The organism is Erwinia sp. Leaf53, from assembly GCF_001422605.1.
Taxonomy (GTDB): Bacteria; Pseudomonadota; Gammaproteobacteria; order Enterobacterales; family Enterobacteriaceae; genus Erwinia.
Window position 1 is genome coordinate 259,796 of record NZ_LMLK01000021.1, and the last position, 25,967, is coordinate 285,762.

Annotated in this window: 20 protein-coding genes; 7 read left to right on the forward strand and 13 right to left on the reverse strand. The window is 59.4% G+C overall.

From position 1 onward, the window contains the following. The first annotated feature begins 162 nt into the window (after positions 1 to 162). A complete protein-coding gene (locus ASF13_RS12990) occupies positions 163 to 393 on the forward strand; it encodes a hypothetical protein (RefSeq protein ID WP_056236854.1) in 231 nt (76 codons plus the stop codon). Positions 394 to 454: 61 nt separating this feature from the next. On the opposite strand, the gene pepN is transcribed toward ASF13_RS12990, so the two are convergent. Beyond that, positions 455 to 3,073, reverse strand: a complete 2,619-nt coding sequence (gene pepN / locus ASF13_RS12995) for an aminopeptidase N (RefSeq protein ID WP_056236856.1) — start codon at positions 3,071 to 3,073, stop codon at positions 455 to 457. A gap of 262 nt (positions 3,074 to 3,335) precedes the next feature. Between pepN and pncB the strand changes: the two genes are divergently transcribed. The 5 genes from pncB (at position 3,336) to ASF13_RS13020 (ending at position 9,468) form a co-directional block, all read left to right on the forward strand. Further along, positions 3,336 to 4,541: a nicotinate phosphoribosyltransferase gene (pncB, locus tag ASF13_RS13000; protein WP_056237173.1), complete on the forward strand. Its 1,206-nt coding sequence runs from the start codon at positions 3,336 to 3,338 to the stop codon at positions 4,539 to 4,541. A gap of 162 nt (positions 4,542 to 4,703) precedes the next feature. Further along, positions 4,704 to 6,104 carry an asparagine--tRNA ligase gene (gene asnS, locus ASF13_RS13005; protein ID WP_056236857.1) on the forward strand — a complete coding sequence of 467 codons (1,401 nt, stop codon included), beginning with the start codon at positions 4,704 to 4,706 and terminating at the stop codon, positions 6,102 to 6,104. A 298-nt stretch (positions 6,105 to 6,402) separates the two neighbouring features. Continuing rightward, complete coding sequence (ompC, locus tag ASF13_RS13010; protein WP_056236859.1) at positions 6,403 to 7,506, forward strand: porin OmpC; 1,104 nt, start codon at positions 6,403 to 6,405, stop codon at positions 7,504 to 7,506. A 242-nt stretch (positions 7,507 to 7,748) separates the two neighbouring features. Next, positions 7,749 to 8,168 carry a hypothetical protein gene (locus ASF13_RS13015; protein WP_056236861.1) on the forward strand — a complete coding sequence of 140 codons (420 nt, stop codon included), beginning with the start codon at positions 7,749 to 7,751 and terminating at the stop codon, positions 8,166 to 8,168. A gap of 109 nt (positions 8,169 to 8,277) precedes the next feature. Next, positions 8,278 to 9,468: an amino acid aminotransferase gene (locus ASF13_RS13020; protein ID WP_056236862.1), complete on the forward strand. Its 1,191-nt coding sequence runs from the start codon at positions 8,278 to 8,280 to the stop codon at positions 9,466 to 9,468. A gap of 109 nt (positions 9,469 to 9,577) precedes the next feature. Here the strand turns inward: ASF13_RS13020 and ASF13_RS13025 are convergent, their stop codons facing one another. The 7 genes from ASF13_RS13025 to cmoM all read right to left on the reverse strand — a co-directional run bounded on the left by ASF13_RS13025 (position 9,578) and on the right by cmoM (position 20,257). Beyond that, entirely contained in the window at positions 9,578 to 10,207 is a 630-nt protein-coding gene (locus ASF13_RS13025) for an MBL fold metallo-hydrolase (RefSeq protein WP_056236864.1), read from the reverse strand. A 44-nt stretch (positions 10,208 to 10,251) separates the two neighbouring features. Further along, positions 10,252 to 10,800 (reverse strand): YcbK family protein, encoded by a 549-nt coding sequence (locus tag ASF13_RS13030; RefSeq protein WP_056236865.1) that lies wholly within the window; start codon positions 10,798 to 10,800, stop codon positions 10,252 to 10,254. 186 nt (positions 10,801 to 10,986) lie between these two features. Next, entirely contained in the window at positions 10,987 to 12,843 is a 1,857-nt protein-coding gene (ldtD, locus tag ASF13_RS13035) for a L,D-transpeptidase (RefSeq protein ID WP_056236867.1), read from the reverse strand. Positions 12,844 to 13,010: 167 nt separating this feature from the next. Continuing rightward, positions 13,011 to 17,456, reverse strand: a complete 4,446-nt coding sequence (mukB, locus tag ASF13_RS13040; protein ID WP_056236868.1) for a chromosome partition protein MukB — start codon at positions 17,454 to 17,456, stop codon at positions 13,011 to 13,013. Continuing rightward, positions 17,456 to 18,172: a chromosome partition protein MukE gene (gene mukE / locus ASF13_RS13045; protein ID WP_072166378.1), complete on the reverse strand. Its 717-nt coding sequence runs from the start codon at positions 18,170 to 18,172 to the stop codon at positions 17,456 to 17,458. The genes mukB and mukE overlap by 1 nt, the downstream gene beginning before the upstream one ends. Then, entirely contained in the window at positions 18,153 to 19,475 is a 1,323-nt protein-coding gene (gene mukF, locus ASF13_RS13050) for a chromosome partition protein MukF (protein ID WP_056236872.1), read from the reverse strand. The genes mukE and mukF overlap by 20 nt, the downstream gene beginning before the upstream one ends. Further along, positions 19,472 to 20,257, reverse strand: a complete 786-nt coding sequence (cmoM, locus tag ASF13_RS13055) for a tRNA uridine 5-oxyacetic acid(34) methyltransferase CmoM (RefSeq protein WP_056236874.1) — start codon at positions 20,255 to 20,257, stop codon at positions 19,472 to 19,474. Before cmoM ends, mukF begins: the two co-directional genes overlap by 4 nt. A 127-nt stretch (positions 20,258 to 20,384) precedes the next feature. Here cmoM and elyC point away from each other — a divergent pair, with 127 nt between their 5' ends. Beyond that, complete coding sequence (gene elyC / locus ASF13_RS13060) at positions 20,385 to 21,170, forward strand: envelope biogenesis factor ElyC (protein WP_056236876.1); 786 nt, start codon at positions 20,385 to 20,387, stop codon at positions 21,168 to 21,170. A 56-nt stretch (positions 21,171 to 21,226) separates the two neighbouring features. On the opposite strand, the gene ASF13_RS13065 is transcribed toward elyC, so the two are convergent. From ASF13_RS13065 to msbA, 5 genes are all read right to left on the reverse strand, one after another. Then, entirely contained in the window at positions 21,227 to 22,120 is an 894-nt protein-coding gene (locus ASF13_RS13065) for a phosphotransferase (protein ID WP_056236878.1), read from the reverse strand. 57 nt (positions 22,121 to 22,177) lie between these two features. Continuing rightward, positions 22,178 to 22,924, reverse strand: a complete 747-nt coding sequence (gene kdsB / locus ASF13_RS13070; RefSeq protein WP_056236880.1) for a 3-deoxy-manno-octulosonate cytidylyltransferase — start codon at positions 22,922 to 22,924, stop codon at positions 22,178 to 22,180. Then, complete coding sequence (locus tag ASF13_RS13075; RefSeq protein ID WP_056236882.1) at positions 22,921 to 23,103, reverse strand: Trm112 family protein; 183 nt, start codon at positions 23,101 to 23,103, stop codon at positions 22,921 to 22,923. Before ASF13_RS13075 ends, kdsB begins: the two co-directional genes overlap by 4 nt. Before the next feature lie 93 nt (positions 23,104 to 23,196). Beyond that, positions 23,197 to 24,180 carry a tetraacyldisaccharide 4'-kinase gene (gene lpxK / locus ASF13_RS13080; protein ID WP_056236883.1) on the reverse strand — a complete coding sequence of 328 codons (984 nt, stop codon included), beginning with the start codon at positions 24,178 to 24,180 and terminating at the stop codon, positions 23,197 to 23,199. Beyond that, on the reverse strand, positions 24,177 to 25,925 hold the full coding sequence (msbA, locus tag ASF13_RS13085) for a lipid A ABC transporter ATP-binding protein/permease MsbA (protein WP_056236885.1): 1,749 nt from the start codon (positions 25,923 to 25,925) through the stop codon (positions 24,177 to 24,179). The genes lpxK and msbA overlap by 4 nt, the downstream gene beginning before the upstream one ends. Between the last annotated feature and the right edge of the window lie 42 nt (positions 25,926 to 25,967).

Here is a 25,967-nt window from a genome sequence, read left to right on the forward strand (position 1 = left end):
CTCCGCGGCAGCACGCAGCTGCTGCAATTTTGGACGATCCACCGAATGCATTGCGCCACAGTTACCCCCATTGTGTTGAGCGGGCACCCTGCTCAACCTGCCAGATTGGTGGCAGGTTCACTTAACCGACATCACTGCCGGAAGAATAATGAGGGATCTGTTATGTCCAAGGCCGACAACAAATTTGTCAACGTCAGTCAGAACTATGAACTGGAGGACTGGTTGTACCGCAATCACTTCTCAAAACGAAAAACGAACGTGCAGGCACTGCAGCACATTATTGTGCAGGTGAAGGGCGGCAACACGGCCCATAACCTGAGCTGGGCGGCGCTGGATGAAGCGCTGTTGAAACAACCGGCGCTGTTCATTGAACTGGCGCCGGTTGGAGGTTAGGAACTCAGCGGATGTTGCAGAAGGTGAAATTGCCGGGTCAGCCCGGCAATTTCACCCACGATCAGGCATTCAGCGCTTTGCTGATCTTCTCGAACAGATCCCCGGACAGCTTATCAAGCCCCTGCAACTGCTCCAGCGCCTGACGCATCAGCGCCTGGCGGCCGCTGTCGTAACGCTTCAGGCGAATCAGCGGCTCGATCATTCGCGCCGCCACCTGCGGGTTGCGGGTATTGAGATCGGTGAGGATTTCTACCAGGAACTGATAGCCGCTGCCGTCGGCAGCGTGGAATGCCGCCGGGTTGCTGGCGGCAAACGCGCCGATCAGCGAACGTACGCGGTTCGGGTTGCCAAGGGTGAAGGAGCGATGGTTTAACAGCGCGCGCACCTGCGTCAGCACATCCTCCCCCGGGCCGGTAGCCTGCAGCACAAACCACTTATCCATCACCAGACCATCCTGATGCCAGCGGTCGTCAAAATCGGCCAGCAGCGCAGCCCGGCACGGCAGCTGCGCGGCAACCGCAGCTGAGAGCGCCGCGATGGTATCGGTCATATTGTTGGCCGCGTGGTACTGGGCGCTGACCAGCCTGTCGGCCTGCTCCGCATCGCCAAACGCCAGATAGCTCAGGCAGACGTTTTTCAGCGAACGCTTCGCGATCTCATCATGTTCCACCCGGTACTCCGTGCTGTGGTTAGCGCGATACACCGCCAGTAGCTCGTCCGCCAGCTCGCCCGCCAGCGTGCGCATCAGCGCCTCGCGGACCGCCGCGATGGCCTGCGGGTCGATGGTGTCAAACAGCTCGGCGATCTCGTTTTCACCCGGCAGCGACAGGATCAACGCCATCAGCGCCGGATCGCTGTTCTCTTCCAGTAGCACCGCGCGGAAGGCATCGGCCACGTGCAGCGGTAGCAACAGCGGCTGCGCCTGCTGCTGGCGCGCGACGTTCAGCTTGATATGGGTTGCCAGCAGGCTCTGTGCCGCATCCCAGCGCGAGAAGTCATTGCGGGCGTGGCGCATCAGGAAGGTCAGCTGCGCATCGCTCCAGTTATAGTCCAGCTTCACCGGCGCGGAAAATTCGCGCAGCAGCGACGGCACCGGCGGCTGCGGCACCCGATCGAAGATAAAGGTCTGCACGCTCTCCGTCACGTTAAGCACGTGGTGCACCGGATGACCGTTGTGCTGCAGCGGGATAACGTTGCCCTGCGCGTCGTACAGCTCGATATCCAGCGGAATATGCAGCGGCAGCTTCTCCTGACGGTCGGCGGTCGGCGGCGTGGCCTGGGCCACGTGCAATGTATACTGCTGCAGCTCAGGGCTGTAGTCATCCCGCACCGTCAGCACCGGCGTGCCAGACTGGCTGTACCAGCGGCGGAACTGCGACAGATCGACGTTAGACGCATCCTCCATCGCCTGCACAAAGTCGTCACAGGTGGCCGCGCTGCCGTCATGCCGCTCAAAGTAGAGCTGCATGCCCTTCTGGAAGCTGGCTTCGCCGAGCAGCGTGTGCAGCATGCGGATCACTTCCGATCCCTTCTCATATACCGTCAGCGTATAGAAGTTGTTCATCTCGATCACCTGCTCAGGGCGGATCGGATGCGCCATCGGGCTGGCGTCTTCGGCAAACTGCGCGCCGCGCATCACGCGCACGTTATCGATGCGGTTCACCGGCCGTGAGCCAAGATCGGAGCTGAACTCCTGATCGCGGAACACGGTCAGCCCCTCTTTCAGGCTGAGCTGGAACCAGTCGCGGCAGGTCACGCGGTTGCCGGTCCAGTTGTGGAAATATTCGTGGCCGATCACCGCCTCAATACCGAGATAATCCTTATCGGTAGCGGTGGCGGCCTTCGCCAGAACGTATTTCGAGTTAAAGACGTTGAGGCCTTTATTCTCCATCGCGCCCATATTAAAGAAGTCGACGGCAACGATCATAAAGATGTCGAGGTCGTACTCGAGGCCAAAGCGCTCTTCATCCCATTTCATGCTGTTTTTCAGCGAAGTCATCGCCCAGTCGGCGCGATCGAGGTTGCCGTGGTCGACGAAAATCTCCAGCGCCACCTCGCGGCCGGAACGGGTGGTAAAGCTGTCGCGCAGCACGTCAAAATCACCGGCTACCAGCGCGAACAGGTAGCAGGGTTTAGGGAACGGATCCTGCCACTTCATCCAGTGGCGGCCATCCTCCAGCTGCCCGCCGTCAAGGCGGTTGCCGTTGGAGAGCAGGTACGGGTAACGGGCGCGGTCGGCAATCAGGGTGGTGGTAAAACGTGCCAGCACGTCCGGACGATCGAGATACCAGGTAATATGGCGGAAACCTTCTGCCTCACACTGGGTGCAGAGCGCCTCGCCGGACTGATACAGCCCTTCCAGCGCGGTATTTTTGTCCGGCTGAATATCGTTAACGATGGTCAGGATGAAGGCATCGGGCAACTGCTCAACGGTCAGTGCGCCCTCCTGCAGTCGGTAGTGCGGCCAAGGCTGGTCATTGACGTGCAGTGAGATCAGCGCCAGCTCTTCTGCTCCATCCAGCTGCAGCGCGGCATCAGGGGCGCCCAGCCGTTTTACCTGGCTGACCGCGGTAACCCGGGTGGTGGCTGCGTCCAGGATGAAGGTCAGATCAATGTCGGTAATGGTAAAATCGGGTGCGCGATAATCATGGCGGTTTTTGGCCTGCGGCAGTTGCGTCATAAGTTCTTCTCACGTCGATAATTAGTTAACCTTTTCAAGTCTATGCCTGTTAGCGTCCGGTTGCCATGTTGAATCACACCGAATGGCGTCAATGTGGCAAATTGACACATTGCGTTAACATGCCTGCAAAATATGCTCGACCTGGCTGGCCTAATTGTGCTGTGATCGGCTTCACTAAATAAGTAATCAGGTTATACTCCTGCGACTTTTGCTACTTTTTTCCAGGGATAACGCTCTTCGCCAGAGGATGCTGAAACGCACCATGACACGACACGCTTCCCCCATTTTAAAGACGCTTCTCGATACTGACGCCTATAAGCTCCATATGCAGCAGGCGGTGTACCACCGCTATCACGATGTCACCGTGGCCGCTGAATTTCGCTGCCGCGGCGACGACCTGTTAGGCATCTATGCTGATGAGATCAATCAGCAGATTGCCAGCATGGCGTCGCTGGCGTTAACGGAGGACGAACACGCCTATCTCAGCAGCCTGCCGTTCTTTAAGGCGGACTACCTTGACTGGCTGCGCGCGTTTCGTTATGACCCGCAGCAGGTGCGGGTGCGCAACCTGCAGGGGCGGCTGGATATCCGCATCAGCGGTCCGTGGCGTGAAGTGATTATGTGGGAAGTGCCGTTGCTGGCGTTAATCAGTGAGGTGGTACACCGCCACCGTTCACCTGAGGTGACGCCGGCAATGGCGGTAGAGAAGCTGCAGAGCAAGCTGGCGCAGTTTGCCGGACTGACCGCCGATCTGGATATGTCGCGTTTCCGGCTGATGGATTTCGGCACCCGCCGCCGTTTCTCCCACGACGTGCAGCTGGCCATCGTGACCACCCTGCACCAGAGCTTCCCGTGGCTGGTGGGCTCCAGCAACTATGAAGTTGCCCGCCAGCTGGGCATTGCGCCGGTCGGCACCCAGGCCCACGAGTGGTTCCAGGCGCATCAGCAGATCAGCCCGGTACTGGCCAACAGCCAGCGGGCGGCGCTGCAGGCGTGGCTGGAGGAGTACCCGGATCAGCTGGGGATTGCGCTGACCGACTGTATTACCATGGACGCCTTCCTGCGCGATTTCGGCCGTAACTTTGCCAGCGCCTACCAGGGGCTGCGCCATGACTCCGGCGACCCGTTTCAATGGGGCGAGAAAGCCATCGCCCACTATCAGCAGCTGGGAATTGACCCGCTGACCAAAACGCTGGTTTTCTCCGATAACCTGGATCTCGACAGTGCGGTCGCCCTCTACCGCCATTTCGATCAGCGCGTCAACCTGGTGTTCGGCATTGGCACCCGCCTGACCTGCGATATTCCACGGGTGAAACCGCTGAATATCGTGATTAAGCTGGTGGAGTGCAACGGCAAACCGGTGGCCAAGCTTTCCGACAGCCCCGGCAAAACCATCTGCGAGGATCAGGCCTTCGTTCACGCCCTGCGTAAAGCCTTTGACCTGCCACGGGTGAAAAAAGCCAGCTGATCGCCACAGCAGGGCCGGCAGCAGCCGTCCCTGCAAGCGTGGCCTGCAAGAAATCTGCCCCGTTCCTCTAATTCCGCTTGTTTCTCCTCGCCTGGCAAGTAACATAGCAACACCCTAAATTCGGGGTAAATTTTCCTTTCAGATTAACAGTGAGAGACTGATATGAGCGTTGTGCCTGTAGCGGATGTACTGCACGGCCGGGTCGCGGTTGACAGCGAAGTCACCGTACGTGGCTGGGTGCGTACCCGAAGAGATTCAAAAGCCGGTATTTCCTTTATCGCCGTTTACGACGGTTCCTGCTTTAATCCCGTTCAGGCCGTCGTCAATAATTCTCTGAATAATTATCAGGAAGACGTGCTGCGCCTGACCACCGGCTGTTCGGTTGAAATCACCGGTAAGATTGTCGAATCTCCAGGCGAAGGCCAGAGCTTTGAAATTCAGGCTACTGCGGTGAAGGTGGTCGGCTGGGTTGACGATCCGGATACCTACCCGATGGCGGCCAAACGCCACAGTATAGAGTACCTGCGTGAAGTGGCGCACCTGCGCCCGCGCACCAACCTGATCGGTGCGGTCGCCCGCGTGCGCCACACGCTGGCCCAGGCACTGCACCGCTTCTTTGATGAGCAGGGATTCTTCTGGGTCTCCACCCCGCTGATTACCGCATCGGATACCGAAGGTGCCGGTGAAATGTTCCGCGTCTCGACGCTGGACCTGGAAAACCTGCCGCGCACGCCGGAAGGTAAGGTCAACTATGATGAAGATTTCTTTGGTAAAGAAGCCTTCCTCACCGTTTCCGGTCAGCTGAACGGCGAAACCTACGCCAGCGCCATCTCTAAGATCTACACCTTTGGCCCGACCTTCCGTGCGGAAAACTCGCACACCAGCCGCCATCTGGCCGAGTTCTGGATGCTGGAGCCGGAAGTGGCCTTCGCCGATCTGGAAGACAACGCCGCACTGGCGGAAGCGATGCTGAAGTACGTGTTTAAAGCGGTGCTTGCCGAGCGTGCCGATGATATGGCCTTCTTCGCCGAGCGTATTGATAAAGACGCGATTGCTCGCCTGGAGCGCTTTGTTACCACCGATTTCGCCCAGGTGGACTACACCGAAGCGGTAGAGATCCTGCTGGCCTCTGGTCAGAACTTTGAAAACCCGGTCTCGTGGGGGATTGACCTCTCCTCCGAGCACGAGCGCTACCTGGCCGAGAAGCACTTTAAAGCGCCGGTGGTGGTGAAAAACTACCCGAAAGACATTAAAGCCTTCTATATGCGCCTCAACGATGACGGCAAGACCGTAGCGGCGATGGACGTTCTGGCCCCGGGCATCGGTGAAATCATCGGTGGTTCGCAGCGTGAAGAGCGCCTGGACGTGCTGGATGCGCGCCTGGCCGAGATGGGTCTGAATAAAGAAGATTACTGGTGGTATCGTGACCTGCGTCGCTACGGCACCGTGCCACATTCTGGTTTCGGTTTAGGTTTCGAACGTTTAATCGCCTATGTCACCGGCGTACAAAATGTAAGAGATGTTATCGCGTTCCCACGCACGCCACGCAGTGCGACCTTCTGATTTCAGCATTAATTATAAGAAATTCATATATATATTAAGGCCAGCTTAGCTGGCCTTTTTTTATTTCTGTAAATTTTGATTTGACTCACAAAGTTCCGTGTTTTTTACATCTTGAAACACATACTTTCTTTCTGCAACAAGAATAGGAGATTAGTAGCATTTTCGGGCTGGCTTAAGTAATCTGTGAGTGGAAAGATGCGTGCAGACACAGGAAGACACCAAACTCTCTTCGTAGTTCTGTAAAGAATTATTGACGGCAGTGGCAGGTGTCCAAAATAACTCCAATGAGGGTAATAAAATGATGAAGCGCAACATTCTTGCAGTAGTTATCCCTGCTCTGTTAGCAGCAGGTGCCGTTAACGCTGCAGAAATCTATAACAAAGATGGCAACAAACTGGACCTGTACGGTAAAGTTGATGCGCGTCACACCTTCTCTGACAACGCTGGCGACGACGGCGATGCTTCTTACGTTCGTTTCGGCTTTAAAGGCGAAACCCAGATTAACGATCAGCTGACCGGTTACGGCCAGTGGGAATACAACGTTCAGGCGAACGTTGCTGAAGCAGAAGGCACCAAGGGTTCTAAAACTCGTGTTGGCTTCGCAGGTCTGAAATTCGGCGATGCCGGTTCATTCGACTACGGCCGTAACTACGGTGTAGGCTACGACCCACTGGCATGGACCGACGTGCTGCCAGTATTCGGCGGTGACTCTGGTTACAACGATAACTTCATGGTTGGCCGCTCTAACGGTCTGGCTACTTACCGTAACAAGAACTTCTTCGGTCTGGTTGACGGCCTGGACTTCGCTCTGCAGTACCAGGGCAAGAACAGCGAAGAAGGCACAGGCCGTGGCGCCGCTCAGGCTAACGGCGACGGCTGGGGCACTTCTGTAACTTACACCTCTCCAGTAGGTGTTGCGGTTACCGGTGCTTACTCTAAGTCTGACCGTACAAACAACCAGAAGAATGAGTTCTTTGCTAACGGCAGCAGCAACGCTGAAGCCTGGTCTACCGCGGTTAAATACGACGCGAACAACGTATACCTGGCAGCCATGTACGGTGAAACCCGTAACTCTACCAACATCTCTGCAGATGTGGGCGGCGTTGAGCTGAACGGCGCAGTGAACAAAGAGCAGAAATTCGAAGCGGTAGCTCAGTACCAGTTCGATTTCGGTCTGCGTCCATCCCTGGCCTACGTTCAGTCTAAAGGCAAGGACATCGAAGGCGTGGGCGACCAGGATCTGTACAAGTACGTTTCCGTGGGCTCTACCTACTACTTCAACAAAAACATGTCCACCTATGTTGATTACAAAATCAACCTGCTGGACGCTAATGACAACACCCGCGCAGCCGGTATCTCTACCGACGACGTAGTTGGCGTTGGCCTGCAGTACCAGTTCTGATTGCTGAATGCGGATGGCTCAGGCCAGCCGCATCATGCATCCCACGGGGCCTTCGGGCCCCGTTTGCGTTTCCGCACTTCCCCTCCTCACTCGCCAGCAATGTAGGTAACTGAAACAGCGTCACTACGGTTGCGAGCCGTTTCTCAACTCCTCGATTAACTTCCAATTCCCCAGCCACAGAGGCTGTACTTATTTTGTTCAGGCGGTACACTCGAATTTCAATCTTTCGCCAGGGAGTAACAATGGATATGTTCATGCAGCGCACAGAGCGACTGGAACAGGATAACGCCCAGCGTACACTGGAGCTTGCCGTGCTCAACGCACGATCGGCAACCTTTGCCACCAAAAGCGACCTCGCCGAACTCCGTACCGAGATGCATCAGGGCTTCAACCAACTGCGCGGGGAGATGCATCAGGAGCACAGCCAGTTGCGCGGTGAGATGCAACAAGGGATGGGAGAAATCCGTAAGGAGGTGGGTGATGTCCGCAAAGAATTGGGTGATGTCCGCAAAGAAGTGGGTGATCTGCGCAAAGAAGTGGGTGGCATCCACCAACAGGTAGGTGGACTGTATAAGCAGATGACCAGCCAGACCCAATGGGTTATCGGTACCATCATCGGCATCGCCGCACTGTGCATGACCGCCGCTAAGCTGCTGTTTTGATCCTGCGCCGCTTTTGCGTTTTTTTCAGCGCAAACGGTTGGTAATTTCCCCCGGCTGGCGTTAACCTGAGTCCTCTCTTCGCTTTAACCAAGCTTAACGGACTCCGACTATGTTTGAACGTATTGCCGCCGCACCCGCCGACCCGATTCTCGGCTTAGCCGACCTGTTCCGCGCAGATGACCGCACGCATAAAATCAATCTCGGCATCGGCGTGTACAAAGATGAGACCGGCAAAACGCCGGTGCTGACCAGCGTTAAAAAAGCTGAGCAGATCCTGCTGGAAAACGAAACCACCAAAAACTACCTCGGCATCGACGGCATTGCCGACTTCGGCAGCTGCACGCAGGCGTTGCTGTTCGGCGCTGACAGCGCGCTGACCGGCGCGAAGCGCGCGCGTACCGCTCAGACCCCGGGCGGCACCGGCGCGCTGCGCGTGGCGGCAGACTTTATCGCCACCCAGACCCCGGCTAAGCGCGTATGGGTAAGTAACCCAAGCTGGCCAAATCACAAAAATGTGTTTGCCGCTGCCGGTCTGGAAGTGTGTGAATACGACTATTACGACGCTGAAAAACACGCGCTGGATTTCGATGGCCTGCTGAACAGCCTGAACGCCGCCGAGGCAGGCGACGTGGTGCTGTTCCACGGCTGCTGCCATAACCCGACCGGGATCGACCCGACGGCAGAGCAGTGGGCCCAGCTGGCCGCGCTTTCACAGAGCAAAGGCTGGCTGCCGCTGTTTGACTTCGCCTATCAGGGCTTCGCCCGTGGGCTGGAAGAGGATGCCGGCGGCCTGCGACTTTTCGCCGCCGGGCATCAGGAGCTGATCGTCTGCAGCTCATATTCGAAAAATTTCGGCCTGTATAATGAGCGCGTGGGCGCCTTTACGCTGGTCGCCGCCACGGCCGACGTTGCCGACACCGCCTTCAGCCAGGTTAAAGCGACCATTCGCGCCAACTACTCTAACCCGCCGTCACACGGCGCTGCGGTGGTGGCGACCATCCTTGGCAACAGCGACCTGCGCGCCCTGTGGGAGCAGGAGCTGGCCGATATGCGCCAGCGTATTCAGCGTATGCGCCAGCTGTTTGTGAACACGCTGCAGGAGAAAGGCGCACAGGGTGACTTCAGCTTTATCATCAACCAGAACGGCATGTTCTCGTTCAGCGGCCTGACCAAAGAACAGGTTATCCGCCTGCGCGATGAGTTTGCCGTGTATGCCGTCAACTCCGGCCGCGTTAACGTGGCCGGGATGACGCCGGATAATATGGCACCCCTGTGCGAAGCCATCGTCGCCGTGCTGTAACCCGCGGACCGCAGCCCATAAAAAAGCCTGCGTAGCAGCAGGCTTCCCGCAACGAAAAACCCCGCGTAGTACGCGGGGTTCTTTTTTGGCTGACCTGCAGACCGTCAGACTACTGCAAAAATGGATTACTGATGCGCTCACGGCCCAGGGTTGAGATCGGCCCGTGCCCCGGCAGGAAGGTTACGTCATCGCCCAGCGGCAGCAGCTTGTGAATAATCGAAGCGATTAGATCGTCGTGGCTGCCCTGCGGGAAATCAGAACGCCCGACGCCACCGTTAAAGATAACGTCGCCGGAAACCAGCAGACGGCCGGCACGGTCGAAGAACACGATATGGCCCGGCGTATGGCCGGGGCAGAGCAGGATTTCCAGCTCGGTGTTGCCCACCTGCACCGTCTCCCCCTCTTCCAGCCAGCGGTCCGGCGTCAGCGGTGCACAGGGCGCAAAGCCAAACATCTGGCTCTGGGTCGGCAGATTTTCCAGCCAGAACAGGTCGGCCTTATGCGGACCAACGATCGGCAGACCATAGTGGCCGGCCAGTTCGGCGGCGGCCCCCACGTGGTCAAGGTGTCCGTGAGTCAGCAGGATCCGGGTCAGCTTAACGCCGAGCGACGCTACCTCCTGCTTAATTTTTTCCGCATCGCCGCCGGGATCGACCAGCGCGGCTTCCCGCGTCTGCGGGCACCAAATCACCGAACAGTTCTGCGAAAAGGCGGTGACCGGGATAATATGATAATCCATAACGCTCCGTTACCGGCGCCCTCGTGGCGCCGGGAATTTCATTCTTACCAGTTCCGTACCGGACCGGTATCAATATGCACAAAGTTACTGCTCGGGTAGTATCCTACACCCCCCGCCTTCATGGCTACGGCGGCTTTGCGAATATTGTTTAATGCAATTCCCTCAATATGAAAGTCCATCGCTTGGCCAAGGGTGTGATAGCTGTGTTTCGCTACGCCCCTGCTGTGCGAACGGAGTTCGTTATTGGTATTGAGCGAACGGTAACCGGAGATTAGCTGCACCGGCTTGCGCGTGCCGAGCAGCGCCTGCAGGCGGAAGAGATGGTCGAACAGCTGGGGGTCGATACTTTTTGTTTTATTGGCCCGGTAGTCGCGGAAAAAGTGATTAAGGCGCGTTAACTCCGACTTATCGTAACTTTTTCCGTTGAAAAATTCAGTCTTTAACGATTCACCGGTGTTGAGGTTGCTCAGCGTCAGCACCCGCGGGCGCGAAGTAGAGAGTGACGCGAAAGCCTGTCCGGGAAGCAGTGCCATACCCAGTGCTGCGCCACCCAGCGTCAGCAATTTACGGCGATGAGAGTCGAATTTATCCATTAATCTGTATTACCTGGCTAAAGAAGTCGGAATGGCGCATTTTGTACACCGTTCCGAACCATAACCGCGGAGGCGTTTGCCGTCAACCGCCGGCTGCGACATCAGAGATCACGGGCAGGAGAGTGGCCGCTGAACTCGCCCGCAGGCAACGTGCAGCGGCGGTGGGAACTGCTGATTAATCAACCATTAGAGTAATAACTGACCAGCACGCGCCAGCACCTGAACGCCGGAGCGCGCGGTTTGATCATAATTGTAAATATCTGTGCGGAACTGCGGCTGGCCGTCATCGGCCACCCAGGCGGTCAGATAATAGAGATTGACCGGTACGCGCTGGCGGATAGAGACAAAGCGTGTGTCCCCCTCTTTCAGCGTGCTGGAAATACGGTTGTCGTTCCAGCCGACGTCGCGCAGCAGCAGGCTGGCCAGATCGGAGGCGCGGTTGACGCGTACGCAGCCGGAACTCAGGGCGCGGATATCTTTCTGGAACAGGCCGTGATTAGGCGTGTCGTGCAGATAAATGGCGTCCGAACTCGGCATATTGAACTTATAGCGCCCCAGCGAGTTAGTTGGCCCCGGCGCCTGGCGAATGCGGTACGGGAACGACGACGCCGACACCATACTCCAGTCAATCATCGACGGATCAATGACCTCTGCTTCATTGCTCCAGCCAGACAACAGCTGGTAGTTATGCTTGTAGAGGTAGGACGGATCCTGTTTCACCTTCGGTACGATATCTTTGCGTATCAGGGTGGTCGGCACGTTCCACGGCGGGTTGAGCACCACGTTGTTCAGCGCACTGCGCATCAGCGGCGTTTTACGATCCGGCCGGCCGACGATCACCCTTGATGAGAGGATTTCGTTACCGTTGACGTAATAGGCCAGTGAGTAGTTGGGGATGTTGACCATGATACCGTTATGCATATCGTCCGGTAACAGACGCAGACGCTGAATATTCAGCGCCAGCAGCGACACGCGCAGCTGCGGCGAGACGTTCAGCCATTCGCGGGTGCGCGGACCTATCGCACCGTCGGCTTCCAGCCCCTGCCAGCGCTGGAAGCGTTTCAAGCCCTCGACCAGCTCCGGCGTGTAGATATTGTCGCCGTTGGCGGGCACGCTGCCGGTCAGCACGTTGCCCGGATTTTCCGGCGTCACCGCCAGAGGGGTCCCATCAACGGCAGCGGCTGAAGGGCTGACCACCGCCGCACCACCCGCGTTGCGCGCGGTCGTCGCATCCGGCTGCGCATTGTCATCGTCATGCACCAGCGGGGCATCCACCTGGCCCACCACCTCATCCACCGGCTTTGGCTGCTCGCTGGCGGCAGACATCATGCCGCTGCGCTGCAGAATATCGCGCAGCGCCGGCACGTCGTTGCTCACCTGACCGGGGCGCAGCGTCTGACGGTCGGTCAGCTGCGGCCAGGGGCGTTTATCATCAAGCAGCGTTTTCAGCGCCTGATGCATACGCGCGTACTGCGGATGCTGCGGCGACAGCGACCGGATAAAGCCGCTCAGATTGCCGCGCGTCAGCGACGTTTGCCACTGATTAATTGCGGCAACGCCCGGCGCGGCCAGCTTGTAAGGTGCCGTGCTGTAGAGCCAGGTCTCACCCTGAGCGGGAATGCTGGAGGTGAACTGCAGATAGCCGAGCATGGCGTCAGACAGCACAATATCCCGCGCCTGCCCGCTAACCGACGGGTCGGTCAGCAGCTTAACCCACTGGGTAAACTGCGGCTGCACGCCGGAAAGCGCCACTTCGGCCAGCTGCTGCTGAAAAGCACGCACTGCCTGGGGATCCTGCCACATCGGCTGCATGCCGTGGCTGGCGTAAAGAGGAGCCAGCTGTTTCAGGAACACCACCTGCCCGACGTGGCTGGAAAGCGCCGCAGCCAGCTGAGACTGGCTCTGTGCGGCAGAGAGATGATGCGTCACGGGAGCGGAAACCGGCGGAATACCGGCCACGGCAGGAAACGCCTGGGTCAGCCCAAGCAAGACACAGTAGCTAAGCAGCTTAGCCTGCGCGGATAACGATTTCTGCAGCAACATCCCTGCCCCCTGTAAAGTCAGCCGACGAGGAATTCAGCGGCAATTAACTGATGCTTTAAGTATATAAAAAGAAAACGGCATTCGCTTAGTGTGTCGCAAATGCCGTTACTGAGAGTAATCTGGCGGCAAATAATTTACCACTTTTCCGCCAGCTATTTTTTACCCAATCAGGCGAGCGGGGCCGCCGCCTCGGTTACCGTCTGCTCGGCGGCAAAGCCGCGCAGCCCGACCACGTGGACGTGTTCGGTATTGTTAACCACCTTACGCACCAGCTTATAGGTAGTGCCTTTCTCCGGGCTGATGTTTTCCGGTGCCGCGATAATCAGCTGCATTTCCAGACGGTCACACAGCTCGAACAGCGTGGCGATCGACCTGGCATCCAGACGCGCTGCCTCATCGAGGAACAGCAGCCGGCACGGTGAAATATCCTTACCGCGCAGCCGGCGTGACTCCTCCTCCCAGCTCTGCACCACCATCACCAGGATCGACATCCCGGTACCGATGGCCTCGCCGGTAGAGAGCGCCCCGCTCTCCGCTCGCAGCCAGCCTTCCGCTCCGCGGTTAACCTCAACGTCCATCTCCAGGTAGTTGCGGTAGTCCAGCAGCTCCTCGCCGATGGTTTGCGGCGTACGCTGGCCCATATCCATCTGCGGGTTGAGGCGCTGATAGAGTTTCGCCAGCGCTTCGGAGAAGGTCAGGCGGTTGCTGTTGAACAGGTCCTGATGCTGCTCGTGCTGTTCCGATAACACGTCCAGCAGCGTCGAGTGCGCTTCGCGCACGTTGACGTTCAGCCGCACGCTCTTCACCTGGCCGAAGCTTACCGCCTGCAGCCCCTGGTTAAGCTGGCGGATGCGGTTCTGCTCGCGCTGGATGGTTTTACGGATAATGTTCGCCGCGCTGCGCGAGCTGATCGCCAGCATCTGCTCGCGAGCGGTCAGCTCCTCGGTCAGGCGGTTCAGCTCAATCTCCATCTGCTCAATGGCTTCTACCGGATCATCGGTGCGGATAATATCCTGGCGGATACGCTCGCGCAGATGCTGGTAGACGGCGATAAAGAACTGGATCTTGCGTTCCGGGCGCTTCGGATCTTCCGACAGGCGCAGCACGTCACGCAGATGTTCGTTATCCGCCACCGCCAGACGCAGCGCGCCCAGCGCCTTATCCGACATGGAGCGCAGTTCATCGCCGCCCAGATAGGCCAGCTCACGCCGGTGCAGACGGCGCTCGACGCCGTTATCTTTCACCAGCCGCAGCACCGCCACCCAGCCGGCTTTGGCGCTGACCACCTGCTCGCGGCCGATGTGGTATTCGCGCTCCACGCGGCGCAGTTTCTTCTGCAGCGCGTCCATCTCGGCCTCACAGAAGGTGATCTGTTTTTCCAGCTGGCTGCGGCGCGCGCGGTTGTTGCTCAGCGCGCTGTACAGTTCGTCGCGGCGCAGGCGCGCCCGCTCTTCCGCGCTGGCGTCCGCCTGCACGCCGATGTCCTGCATCTCCTGCTGCAGCTCTTTCAGCATTTCACGCTTGGCGTCGTAAGAGCTTTTCAGCGATGCCAGCACCTGGCTGTACTGGGTCAGCTGGCCCTGATGCTGGCGCAGCTGTTCACGGGCGCGGGCACGTTCACCCTCGGCCTGCTCCAGACGCTGGCGCAGTTTTTCATTCAGGTCGCTGGTGCCGTTGAGCATGCCGGCGGAATCGGTGTAACCAAAGTGGGCGCGGCGCTGCACCACTTCGGTCAGGGCAAACGCCTGCTGACGGGCGGCACGCTGCTGCTGCTGCGCCTGCTGGTAGTCCAGCCGCAGCTGCTCGTGCTGCTCCGGGTCGCTCTGCAGCACCGACAGAACAGGTTCCAGCTTCGCCAGCTGTGCGCCGTGCTGCTGCACGAAGCGCGCCGCTTCCTGCGCTTCATCCAGCCGTTCGAGGATCTCTTCGTAGCGATCCTGCAGCGTATCGTCCAGCAGCAGGCTGACGCGCGGCAGCAGGCGGTTGAGGTGAGCCACGCCTTCACGCGCCTGCTCAAACTGCTGGCGCTGCTGCTGGTTCTGGCTTTCATGGTTGGCCAGCGCGCGCTCATTCTCCACGCGGCGCTGGTTCAGCTGACGCAGCTCCGCTTCCGGGTCCGCTTCAAAGGCGACGCCAAGATGGCTGCCGATAAAGCGGCTGAACGACTGATGCAGGCGCTGAATTTTCTGCACGTCAAAGGACAGAGTGGCATAGCGTTCGGCCAGCGCGTCGCGCTCGGCGTCCAGCCGCTCCAGCTGGGTTTCACGCGCGGCGCGGCCAAACAGCGGCACCTTCGGAAAGCGCGAGTAGCGCCACTGGCGATCGCCGGCCTTCACCACCACCGCTTTTTCCAGCTCTTCGACGTTGAATACGCTGTCGTCGAACGACTGCGGGTCCCCTTCAATCAGGTAGAGGTCTTCCGGGCAGTCATCCAGCCCGTCCAGCTGTTCGCGCACCAGCGACAGGTCCGGCACCACGATAGCGTGGCGCGACGGCCCGTACAGCGCCGAGAAGTAAGGCGCGTCGTCGATAGTGACGTCATCATAAATTTCGGACAGCAGCACGCCGCCGAAACGCTCGGCCAGCGCGTTGAGCCGCGCGTCTTCCGCGCCACCCGGCTGGCTGAGGCGTTCAATCTGCCGTTCACGATCGCGCTTCTGCGCGGCCACGTCGTCACGCTCAACCGTGGTCTCACGCTCGCGCTCCAGCAGCTGCTGCATGCATTCGGTCACCTGCTGGCTGCTCTCCAGCGGCTGGCCGCTCTGCTCGCTCAGCTGCGCTAAAATCTCCTGCGCGGCCAGCCACTGCGGTGCCTGGCGCGTCTGGCGGGCAATGCGTTCGCGCAGCTGCTCCTGCTCCTGACGCAGGGCCATACGCTGCTCGCCGGCGGTGGAGACGCTCTCACCCAGCTGTTCAATACGCGCTTCCAGCTCATACTGCAGCGCCTCCAGATCGGCGGCATCGACGCTCTGACCGTGGCGCTTGCAGAACTCCGCCAGCAGCCGCTCGGCATCCTGCTGCTCGCGCAGGCGCTGCTCCAGCTCTGACACCCTGGATCGCAGCGACTGCAGCTGCCCGGCGTGGTGCTGCTGGTTGGCCGCATCGCGCAGCAGATCGCGCCCGACCTGCCACGCCTCGCTGCGGCTGACCGGGCCGGCAATGCGCTGCACCAGCTCGAACGCCTGTTCAAACTGGCTGTGCGCCGCCTCGGCCACGCTCATCTTCTGCTCCAGCCGTAGCAGCTGTTCGGTGGCCTCCTGCTCTTTTGCCTGGAAGGTCTCCTGCCACTCGTCGGCGTTATCCACGCTGAGGTCGTTAATCTGGCAAATTTCGCGCGCGCGCTGCAGCGCCTGCAGCGCCTGCTGATACTGGATCGCCCGGGTCTGCTGCACGTCCAGCGCCTGCTGATAGTCGGCCAGCTGGTTTTTCAGCTCGTCGACTTCCAGCTCGGCGCCTTCGCTGCGCGCTTCCAGCTCTTCGTGCTGTTCACGCGCTTCCGCCACCACCTCGTTCTGCTCTTCCAGACGGAAGGTCAGCTCTTCGAGATCGGCATCGTAGCGGTCGATTTTTTCCTGCTGGCGCAGCGCGGTCTGCACCAGGTTCAGGTGATCGCTGGCGCCCTGGTAATCGGTCTCCAGATCGCTTTCGGCGGCGTTGTGTTCGGCCAGCTCACGTGCCATCTCAACCTGGCGATACTGTTCGGTCGCCAGCTGACGGCGGCTGGTAAACAGCTCGCCGCGCACCTGCACCGCGCCGTCCAGATGGATGCGGCGCTCGTTAGCGTGGCGCATATAGTCGGCCGCCACGTAGCTGGTCGCTTCTGAAATCAGGTGCTTAAACAGGTCACGGTCGGACTGGGTAACGCGGATCGCCTCCAGCGTCATGCGGTTTTCGCGCAGCGCGCCTTCCATATCCTGGAACGCCTTGCGCACGCCGCTGTTCTCCGGCAACAGGTAGTCGCGCAGGGAGCGGGTAATTGCGCTGGAGATACCGCCGTACAGAGAGGCCTCAATCAGACGGTAGTATTTGCTGCGGTCGGCGGCGGAGCGCAGGCGACGCGCCACGATGCCGAGATCGAACATCACGGAGTGGTAGTCGGTGATTGAGTTGTACTGTTTAAACTGTACGCTCTCCATCGCCTCAAATTTGTCTTTCAGCTCGCTGAGCGGCAGCACGCGCGCCTGGCGGGCGTTCACCGTTTCAGTGAGGATTTCGGTCGGGTTAATCGCCACCGGCAGGCCGTGGATGCTGAACGGCTTGATATCCACCTTGCGATCGCGGCCGGCGACCTGCTGCAGGCGCACGCCGACGATCACCCGCTGATGGCGCGAGTTGACCACGTCGAGCGCCGCATAGCAGACGCCGGGACGTAATTTGCCGTGCAGGCCTTTATCGCGCGAGCCGGAGGTGGCCCCGGCTTCGGTGGTGTTACGGAAGTGCAGCAGCGTCAGATCGGGGATCAGCGCGGTGATAAACGCCGCCATGGTGGTCGATTTACCGGCACCGTTACCGCCCGACAGCGTAGTCACCAGCTCATCAAGGTCAAAGGTGCGGGCAAAAAAACCGTTCCAGTTAATCAGCGTCAGCGAACGAAACTTTCCACGTTCAATCATTACTCTTCTTCTCCACTGTCCGGCGCGCCCTGTTCGGCGTCATTATCGCCCTCTTCATCCAGCACCAGCCCACCTTCCAGCTGCATCGCTTCACCATCGCGGATCATGCGCAGCTGCGCGTCGCGGGCGTCATCGCCGCTGCGCACGTCGGCACCAAAGCGGAACACCGATTCGGTGATGCGGAACTTGCTGCTGTCGTTGCCCATAAACCACACCATGCCGAGGCGGCGCAGGCGGTTTAACGAGGCGCGCATCTTTTCCTGCAGCTTCTGCCGGTCGAGATCCGATCCGGTTGAGCGCTGGTTCACCAGCTTCAGCAGCTTGTTCTCGTCGGCCAGCGACATCAGTTCGTCGTGCAGCTCCTGCTGGGTAAAGATGCCCTCATTGGCCAGCCGCTCCGGGCTGAGATAGAGGTAACAGAGGACTTTGCCGACCATCATGTCCATTTCGGACAACACCGAGCGTGGGATCAGCGTCGTGGAACGCGGTCGCAGGTAGAAAAAGCCTTCCGGCGCGCGGATCAGCTCAACGTGATAGCGGGCGTAAAACTCTTCCAGAAACTCCTGATAGTCCATCAGGAAAGCGTGTTGATCTAACTCTTCAATCGCAACGTGGCGTCCTGCCCGTAACTGGCTGTCCAGCGCCGGAAAAATCGGGTTCGCCAGGGCTTGTGCCAGCTTAACCGGCATCACTTGTTCAATATTTGTCGATGACATGTGCCTGCACCTTGGCTCCGTAATCATTAATAGCCTGCCACTCGGGCGACAGGCCGGTAAAATCGGCTTCGGCCACGCCTAAGCGTACCGCCTGATCGATCACAATCCGCGCCACGTCAAAATGCCGCACTCGCGGATACTGCACCAGGTAGTCACGCACCACTAGGCCGAGATCGAGCGGTTTTTTCTGCGCCTTGTAGATAGCCAGCGCCTCTTCAATCATCGCCGCCAGCTGCTCGCGAATTTCGTTAAACTCTTCGTACTCCAGCTCGGAAGGTAACTCGCCGGTCACCTCGTCACTGCGCAGGGTCAGCTCTTCATCGCGCATGTCGTACAGGCGGTCGGCGTTGGCGTAGGTGAGCGCCCACGGGGCGTCGAAGTACGTTTGCAACGACTGGCGCAGGCGCTGGGCAAACACGCGGTTTTTATCCATATCGATGGCGGTACGGATAAACTTATGCACGTGGCGGTCATAGCCGATCCACAGGTCAATCGCCTGCTGGCCCCAGCTGATGATACGGTCGAGCTTGTTCTGCAGGTCATAGACCAGCTTATCGACAAAACCGAGATCGGGGCTGCTCATGGTGGCATCCTGGATGCGCAGCAGATTGGCCTGCAGCTTATCGCCCGCCGCTTCCAGCGTATCCTGCAGCTCGCGCAGCGTGCCGGAGGTTTCACTCAGCAGCAGTTCACAGCTGGAGATCGCCGCGCGCCAGTCCTTGTTGAGCAGCTGGGCGATATCATCCTTCACCGACTGCTGCTGCTCGTCCATGATGCGCTGGGTGATATCAATACTGTCGAAGATCTCCGCCACCGAGTATTTCAGCGGCGCAAAGACGTTGCGGTGCCAGTGGAACTCATCGCCGTCCTCTTCAGCCGCATCCGCGGCGCGCTTCAGCTCGCCGGCGACGATCGACAGCTGCATCGACAGGCGCAGCGTGGAGAACTCGCGCTGGCGAATATAGTAGTCGGTGATGCCGATCGCCAGCGGCGTCAGACGGTAAATGGCATTGCCTTCGGCCTGTTCGCTGGTAAAGCGGTTCAGCAGGCGCTGGCGCACCATATCATTGATAGCGTTGTTGGCGCGCACCAGCACCGTTTCGCTGGTCTGTTCAAAGCCTTCGCTGACGTGGCGGAATGCGTCAGTCAGCTCGCCTTCGCTCATTTCGCCATCCATGCGCTCGCCGTTAAGGGTGGCAATCGCCAGCAAAAAAGTCAGACGTTCGGTCGGCAGCGAAACGGAAAAATCATTTTTTCGCGCCCAGGCCACCAGCTCGGGGATGGTCTGAGAAAAGTCACTCATAATGCGTCCGCCTTAAAGGGTTTCCGTGCGGTGACGTGGATATAACGTCCTAAACTCAAAAAGGGCTCCTGATGGCAGTACTGCTTCTCGAAAGCCAGAACCTCGTCAAACCGCTCCGTCTGTTTGTGCTTCTCACGCATGTAGTCGTGGAAGACGCGGATACCGGTTTTGTTTTCAATGGTAAAGCCGCAGTCGGCCAGCCAGCCGTATACCTGCTGCGGATCGCGCGGGTAGTCCGGCGACAGGGTTTTCTTTTTACGCTTGGTCAGGCCGGCTTGCAGATAACCGAAGTTACCCAGCACCATGGTCTGCAAAGTGAGGCCATGAATGTTATAGAACATCAGTGACAGTATGCCACCCGGCTTCAGCACATCATACAGCGCCTGCAGCGCCTGCCGGGGCTCGGCCACCCACTCAAGCACCGCGTGAAACAATACCAGATCGACCGGCCGATCCAAATGTTGACCAACCTGCTGGGCGCTAATTTGTTTGAATTGCATGTTGCCGCTCACACCTTTCTGCTCCGCCAGCAGGCGGGCGCGGCTGAGCATTTCAGCGGAGAGATCGCACAGCAGCACCTGGTGCCCGCGCCCGGCGATGCCGCAGCCGGTCTGGCCTTCGCCGCCGCCGGCATCCAGCACCGCCAGCGGCCCCGCAGGCAGCGTGGTCAGCAGCGCGTCCAGCTCCTGCCAGAGGATCGCCTGACGAATGCGGCCTTTGGTGGTGCCGTAAATGTTTTGCGAGAATTTTTCCGCGATGTCATCAAAGTTGCGATCCTGCATACCCGCTCCGGCGTCGCGTTAAAAGTAAAGTCACCGGGTATTTTGTCATACACTGGCAGATAATGAAGCTTTCCCGTATCACTTCGCCGCCGGATGGCGTTTTTTCGGACAAAAGGAGTCTGTTTCCATGCTTTTCACGCTGAAAAAGGCGATCGGCGGCCTGCTGATGCCTCTGCCCGCGCTGCTGCTGCTGATCGCGGTAGGGATTTTGCTGCTCTGGTTCAGCCGCTGGCAGAAAACCGGCAAAGTGGTTATTTCACTCGGCTGGGGAGTCCTGCTGCTTTTCAGCCTGCAGCCGGTGGCCGATCGGCTACTGCTGAGCACCGAGGCGGGCTGGCCAACGTGGCAGGGGCAGCACAAGGTTGAGTACGTGGTGGTACTGGGCGGCGGCTACACATGGAACCCTGACTGGGCCCCCAGCTCGAATATGCTGAATAACAGCCTGCCGCGACTGGCCGAGGGCATCCGCATCTGGCGGATGAACCCGGGATCGCGGCTGATCGTTACCGGTGGCGCGGCAACCGGCAACGCGGTCAGCTCGGCGGAAGTGACCTCAAAGGTGGCACAGTCGCTCGGTGTGCCACAGGAGGCGATCATTGCCCTGACCCGGCCGCGGGATACCGAGCAGGAAGCGCGTGAAGTGGCCCGACTTATCGGCCAACGGCCGTTCGCGCTGGTCACCTCTGCCAGCCACCTGTCGCGGGCGATGATCTTTTTTGAACGTGAAGGCCTGCATCCCTTGCCGGCTCCGGCCAACCAGATGGCGGTAACCTCACCGCTTAACCTGTGGGAAAAGATACTGCCGGCGGCGTTCTGGCTCGGGCACAGTGAGCGTGCCGTCTATGAAGGGCTGGGCAGGATCTGGCAGGCGGTAAAACCGCACAGTTCGGCAGATGAGCCAGGGCAACAGTGACTATGTCGCCAGTTCATCAGCTCAGCCAGGGCAGCAGTGACTCTGCTACCAGTTTATCAGCTCAGCCACGGCAGCAGTGACTCTGCGGCCAGCCGGAAACGCTGGCGGTTAAACTGTCCGTGGTTCTGCCAGCGTGCAATCTCTTCCCACAGCAGATAGAGCCAGCGTCGGGCAACAAAGCCCTCGGCCAGCGGCGCGTACTGGTAGTAGTCGTTCAGCAGCGCGTCTCCGCTGGCGAAGCCGCAGAACGGGTAGAGATCAAACTCGCGCGGCGCCCACTGCAGCGGCCCCGGATTGACCATCGCCAGCAGCCGGTCGTGGCCCGGATTTTTCAGAATGTTGTCGGGCGACAGATTGCCATGGATCAGCACGCAGGGATCGTTGAAATCACCGAACAGTGTGGCAAAACGGTCGCGGCTGCGATACAGGATCCGCCGGTCGTCCATGCAGAGGAATGCCGGACATCGCATGGTGATCATCGCCCACAGCACCTCAATACGCTGACGATACCATGCCGGCCAGCCGTTCTTCTGCTGGCTGTCTACCGTGCCCACCAGCCCGCCGCTGTCAATCTGATGCCAGGCCAGCAGGCCGCTAACGATCTGCCTGCGCAGCTGCTGCTCACGCTTTGCCGTCCGCGCGGGCACCGCGATCGAAACGCCGCCCAGCCGCTCCAGCAGCAGCACCTCGTGCAACGGCGGCTGCTCGCTGCTGACGACCCCGAACACCAGCGGCACGCGCACCTTGCCCTGTTTCGCCAACAGCGACAGCTTTTGTGCTTCCTGCGCGGCGGCGTCTTTCAGGGTAAAGTATTTAGCCACCATCGGCAGCGAATCGCCCTCATCATCGTAGAGCGTATACAGACTGGCGTCGGGCTGGCGGCTGATGCACTCAACCCGACTCACCGGTTCGCCAAGAACCAGCGCTAATTCCGTTCTGAGGTGTTCCAAACGCCCCTCCTGACCGGCAGGGAAATACGGGGCGACTATCGCCGCCCCGAAAGGGGGTTAACGCATCGCTTCGCGCACCCGCAGCAGATCTTCCGGCGTGTCTACGCCAACGCTGGGGATCGCTTTGGCGACGTCAACGTGAATTTTCTCGCCGTACCACAGCACGCGCAGTTGCTCCAGTAGCTCGATCTGCTCCAGCGGGCTGGCTTCCCAGCTGACGTAGCGGCGGATAAAGCCGGCGCGATAGGCATAAATGCCAATATGGCGCAGGAAGCTATCGCCAACGGTCTCTCTCGAGACGCTGAACCGTTCGCGGTCCCACGGGATAGTGGCGCGGGAGAAGTAGAGCGCGTAGCCGTTGGCATCACGCACCACCTTCACCGCATTAGGATTGAATGCCTCTTCCGCAGAGGTAATCGGCACCGCCAGCGTGGCCATGCCGGCGCTGCTCTGCGCCAGATTTTCAGCCACCTGACGGACGATCACCGGCGGGATCATCGGCTCATCGCCCTGCACGTTAACGATCACCGTGTCATCGGCGAACTGATAGCGATCGATAACTTCTGCCAGCCGCTCCGTACCCGAATGGTGGTCGGCACGGGTCATACACACTTCGCCACCCGCCGCTTCCACCGCCCGCGCCACGTCCTGATTGTCGGTGGCCACGATCACCCGATCGGCGCCGGACTCCAGCGCCCGCTCCATCACGTGCACCACCATCGGCTTACCGTGAATATCAACCAGCGGTTTACCCGGCAGGCGCGTGGAGGCATAGCGCGCTGGAATAATCGCGACGAAACTCATACCGGATGCTCTTCTGACGTCAGCGTACGGGCTTCCACTTCCAGCAGCACCGGAATACCGTCGCGCACCGGGAAGGCCAGGCCGTCAGCCTTGCAGATCAGCTCCTGCTGCTCTTTGTTAAAACTGAGCTTGCCGTGGCACACCGGGCAAGCAACGATTTCAAGTAAACGATGATCCATAAATCCTCCTGAACGGGTCGGTCTCATCAGGCAACCTCTGTCGCTGACGGGCCTGCCCGTGGTTGCCAGCAGTCTGGCAGATGATGATAAAAATCAGGCGCCGGCGGGTTCGGCCAGGGCCGAGATCGTGGCCAGCAGCGGTCCGGCATCGGCAATCTCTGCGTCCACCGGCAGATACCACCAGTTTTGCCGGGCAAACGCCCGCGCTTTAACCGCATCTTTTTCGGTCATCAGCAGCGTCTCGCCCGCCGGAGTCAGCGCCTGCAGCGCCTCCGCGCTGTAGGCCTGATGGTCGGCAAACGCCACCTCGCGCAGCGGCGTCACACCCTGCTGACGCAGGGTAGTAAAGAAGCGAGGCGGATGGCCTATCCCGGCCATTGCCACCACCGACGGCAGTGACGCCAGCGGCCGCGACTCGCCGGAAAGCAGGTTCACCGCCGCCGCCGGCCGCAGCCGCATGGCTAATTCACCGGCGTGCGGCGTGCCACCGTTGCAGATCACTGCGGTAACGCCCTTCAGGCGCGCCTGGCGTTCACGCATCGGCCCGGCGGGCAGCCACCAGCCGTTGCCGAACCGGCGTTCACCGTCAACCACCACGATTTCACAGTCGCGGGCCAGCGCATAGTGCTGCAGGCCGTCGTCGGTGATGATGATATCCACCCCCTGGCCAGCCAGCAAGGCCTCCACCGCCTGCCGGCGGCGGGGAGCCACGGCCACCGCCGCCCCGGTGCGTTGATAGATCAGCACCGGCTCATCGCCGGCCTCTGCCGTTGTAGTGTGCGGGCCGAGCACCAGCGGATAGCTTGCGGCCTTGCCGCCATAGCCGCGCGACACCACGCCGACGCGCAGGCCACGCTGCTGAAGCACCTGCACCAGCCAGACAACCACCGGCGTTTTACCGTTACCACCGGCGGTCAGATTGCCGACCACCACCACCGGCACCGGAGCACGCCAGGCTTTGCGCCATCCCCAGCGGTAGCTGAGGCGGATCAGGTTGCTGACCAGGCCGTAGAGAAAACTCAGCGGCAGCAGCAGCAGAAAGAGCGGCGATTTACCGCTCCAGATGCGTTCAATCATTGACCAAACTGCATTTTGTGCAGCTGAGCATAGGCACCCTTCTCGGCCAGCAGATGCTCATGGCTGCCGCGCTCGACTATCTGGCCATCTTCCACCACCACGATCTCATCGGCTTTCTCGATGGTCGACAGGCGGTGAGCAATGACCAGCGAGGTGCGGTTTTTCTGCAGCTCGTCCAGCGCCGACTGGATTGCACGCTCGGATTCAGTATCCAGCGCGGAGGTCGCCTCATCGAGGATCAGGATCGGACAGTCGCGCAGTAACGCACGGGCGATGGCGATACGCTGGCGCTGGCCGCCTGAGAGCAGCACGCCGTTTTCACCAATTACCGTATCGAGACCGTTATCCATCTTCTTAATGAAGTCCATAGCGTGCGCCATGGTGGCCGCTTTCTCGATATCTTCGCGGCTGTACTGCTCATGGCGCGCATAGGCAATATTATTGGCGATGGTATCGTTAAACAGGTGCACGTTCTGTGACACCAGCGCCACCTGATTACGCAGCGATGCAAGGGTGTACTCGCGCAGATCGTGACCGTCCATCAGGATCTCGCCCTGCTGGATATCGTAAAAACGGGTCAGCAGGCTGGCCAGGGTCGATTTTCCGGAGCCGGAACGGCCAACCAGCGCCACCGTTTTGCCTTCCGGGATCGCCAGGTTGATACTCTTCAGCGCAGGGATATCACGGCCGGGATAGGTGAAGGTGACATTGCGGAATTCAATATCGCCTTTCGCACGTTCCACGGTGCGCTTGCCGTTATCCACTTCCTGCTCGCTGTCCAGAATTGAGAACAGGGTCTGGCAGGCAGCCATGCCGCGCTGGAACTGCGCATTGACGTTGGTCAGCGACTTCAGTGGGCGCATCAGCGCAACCATCGCTGAGAACACCACGGTAATGGTACCGGCAGACAGCGTCTCCATCACGCTCGGGACGCTGGCGGCGTAGAGAATAAACGCCAGCGCCAGCGAGGCGATCAGCTGAATGATGGGATCGGAGATGGAAGAAGCGGAAACCAGCTTCATGCCCTGCTGGCGCATGCGGTTACTGACGCGGTGGAAACGTTCGTTTTCGATCTCCTGACCGCCGAAAATCAGCACCTCTTTATGGCCTTTCAGCATCTGCTCGGCGCTGGTAGTCACCTGCCCCATGGTGTTCTGCATATTTTTGCTGATGTTACGGAAGCGTTTGGAAACCGAGCGGATGGCAAAGGAGACGATGGGAGCCAGCACGATCAGGATCAGCGACAGCTGCCAGCTGTTCCAGAACATCAGTACGAAAAGCGCGATAATCGAGGCACCTTCACGTACCACGGTCACTAACGCACTGGAAGAGGAGGAGGCAACCTGCTCAGTGTCATAGGTGATGCGCGACAGCAGCGTGCCGGTGGACTGTTGATCGAAGAACGCCACCGGCATACCCATCATATGGCCAAACAGGCGACGGCGCATGGTCATTACCACGTTTCCGGAAACCCAGGAGATGCAGTAGCTGGAGATATAACTGGTGATACCGCGAACCAGCATCAGGCCGATTACAGCCAGCGGCATCCAGACCAGTACGGAACTGTTAGCTTTACCAAAACCATCATCGAGTAAAGGTTTCAGCAGAGAGAGCATCAGCGTATCGCCTGCCGCATTGATAATCAGTGCGATTGCGGCGGCAATCAGCCCCGCCTTATAAGGCACAATCATCGGACTGAGGCGGCGGAAGGTCTGCCAGGTGGAAAGATCTTTATCCAGATGCATAGTTATCCAGCATTAGTTGAAATAGCCGCTCATTCTACCTGG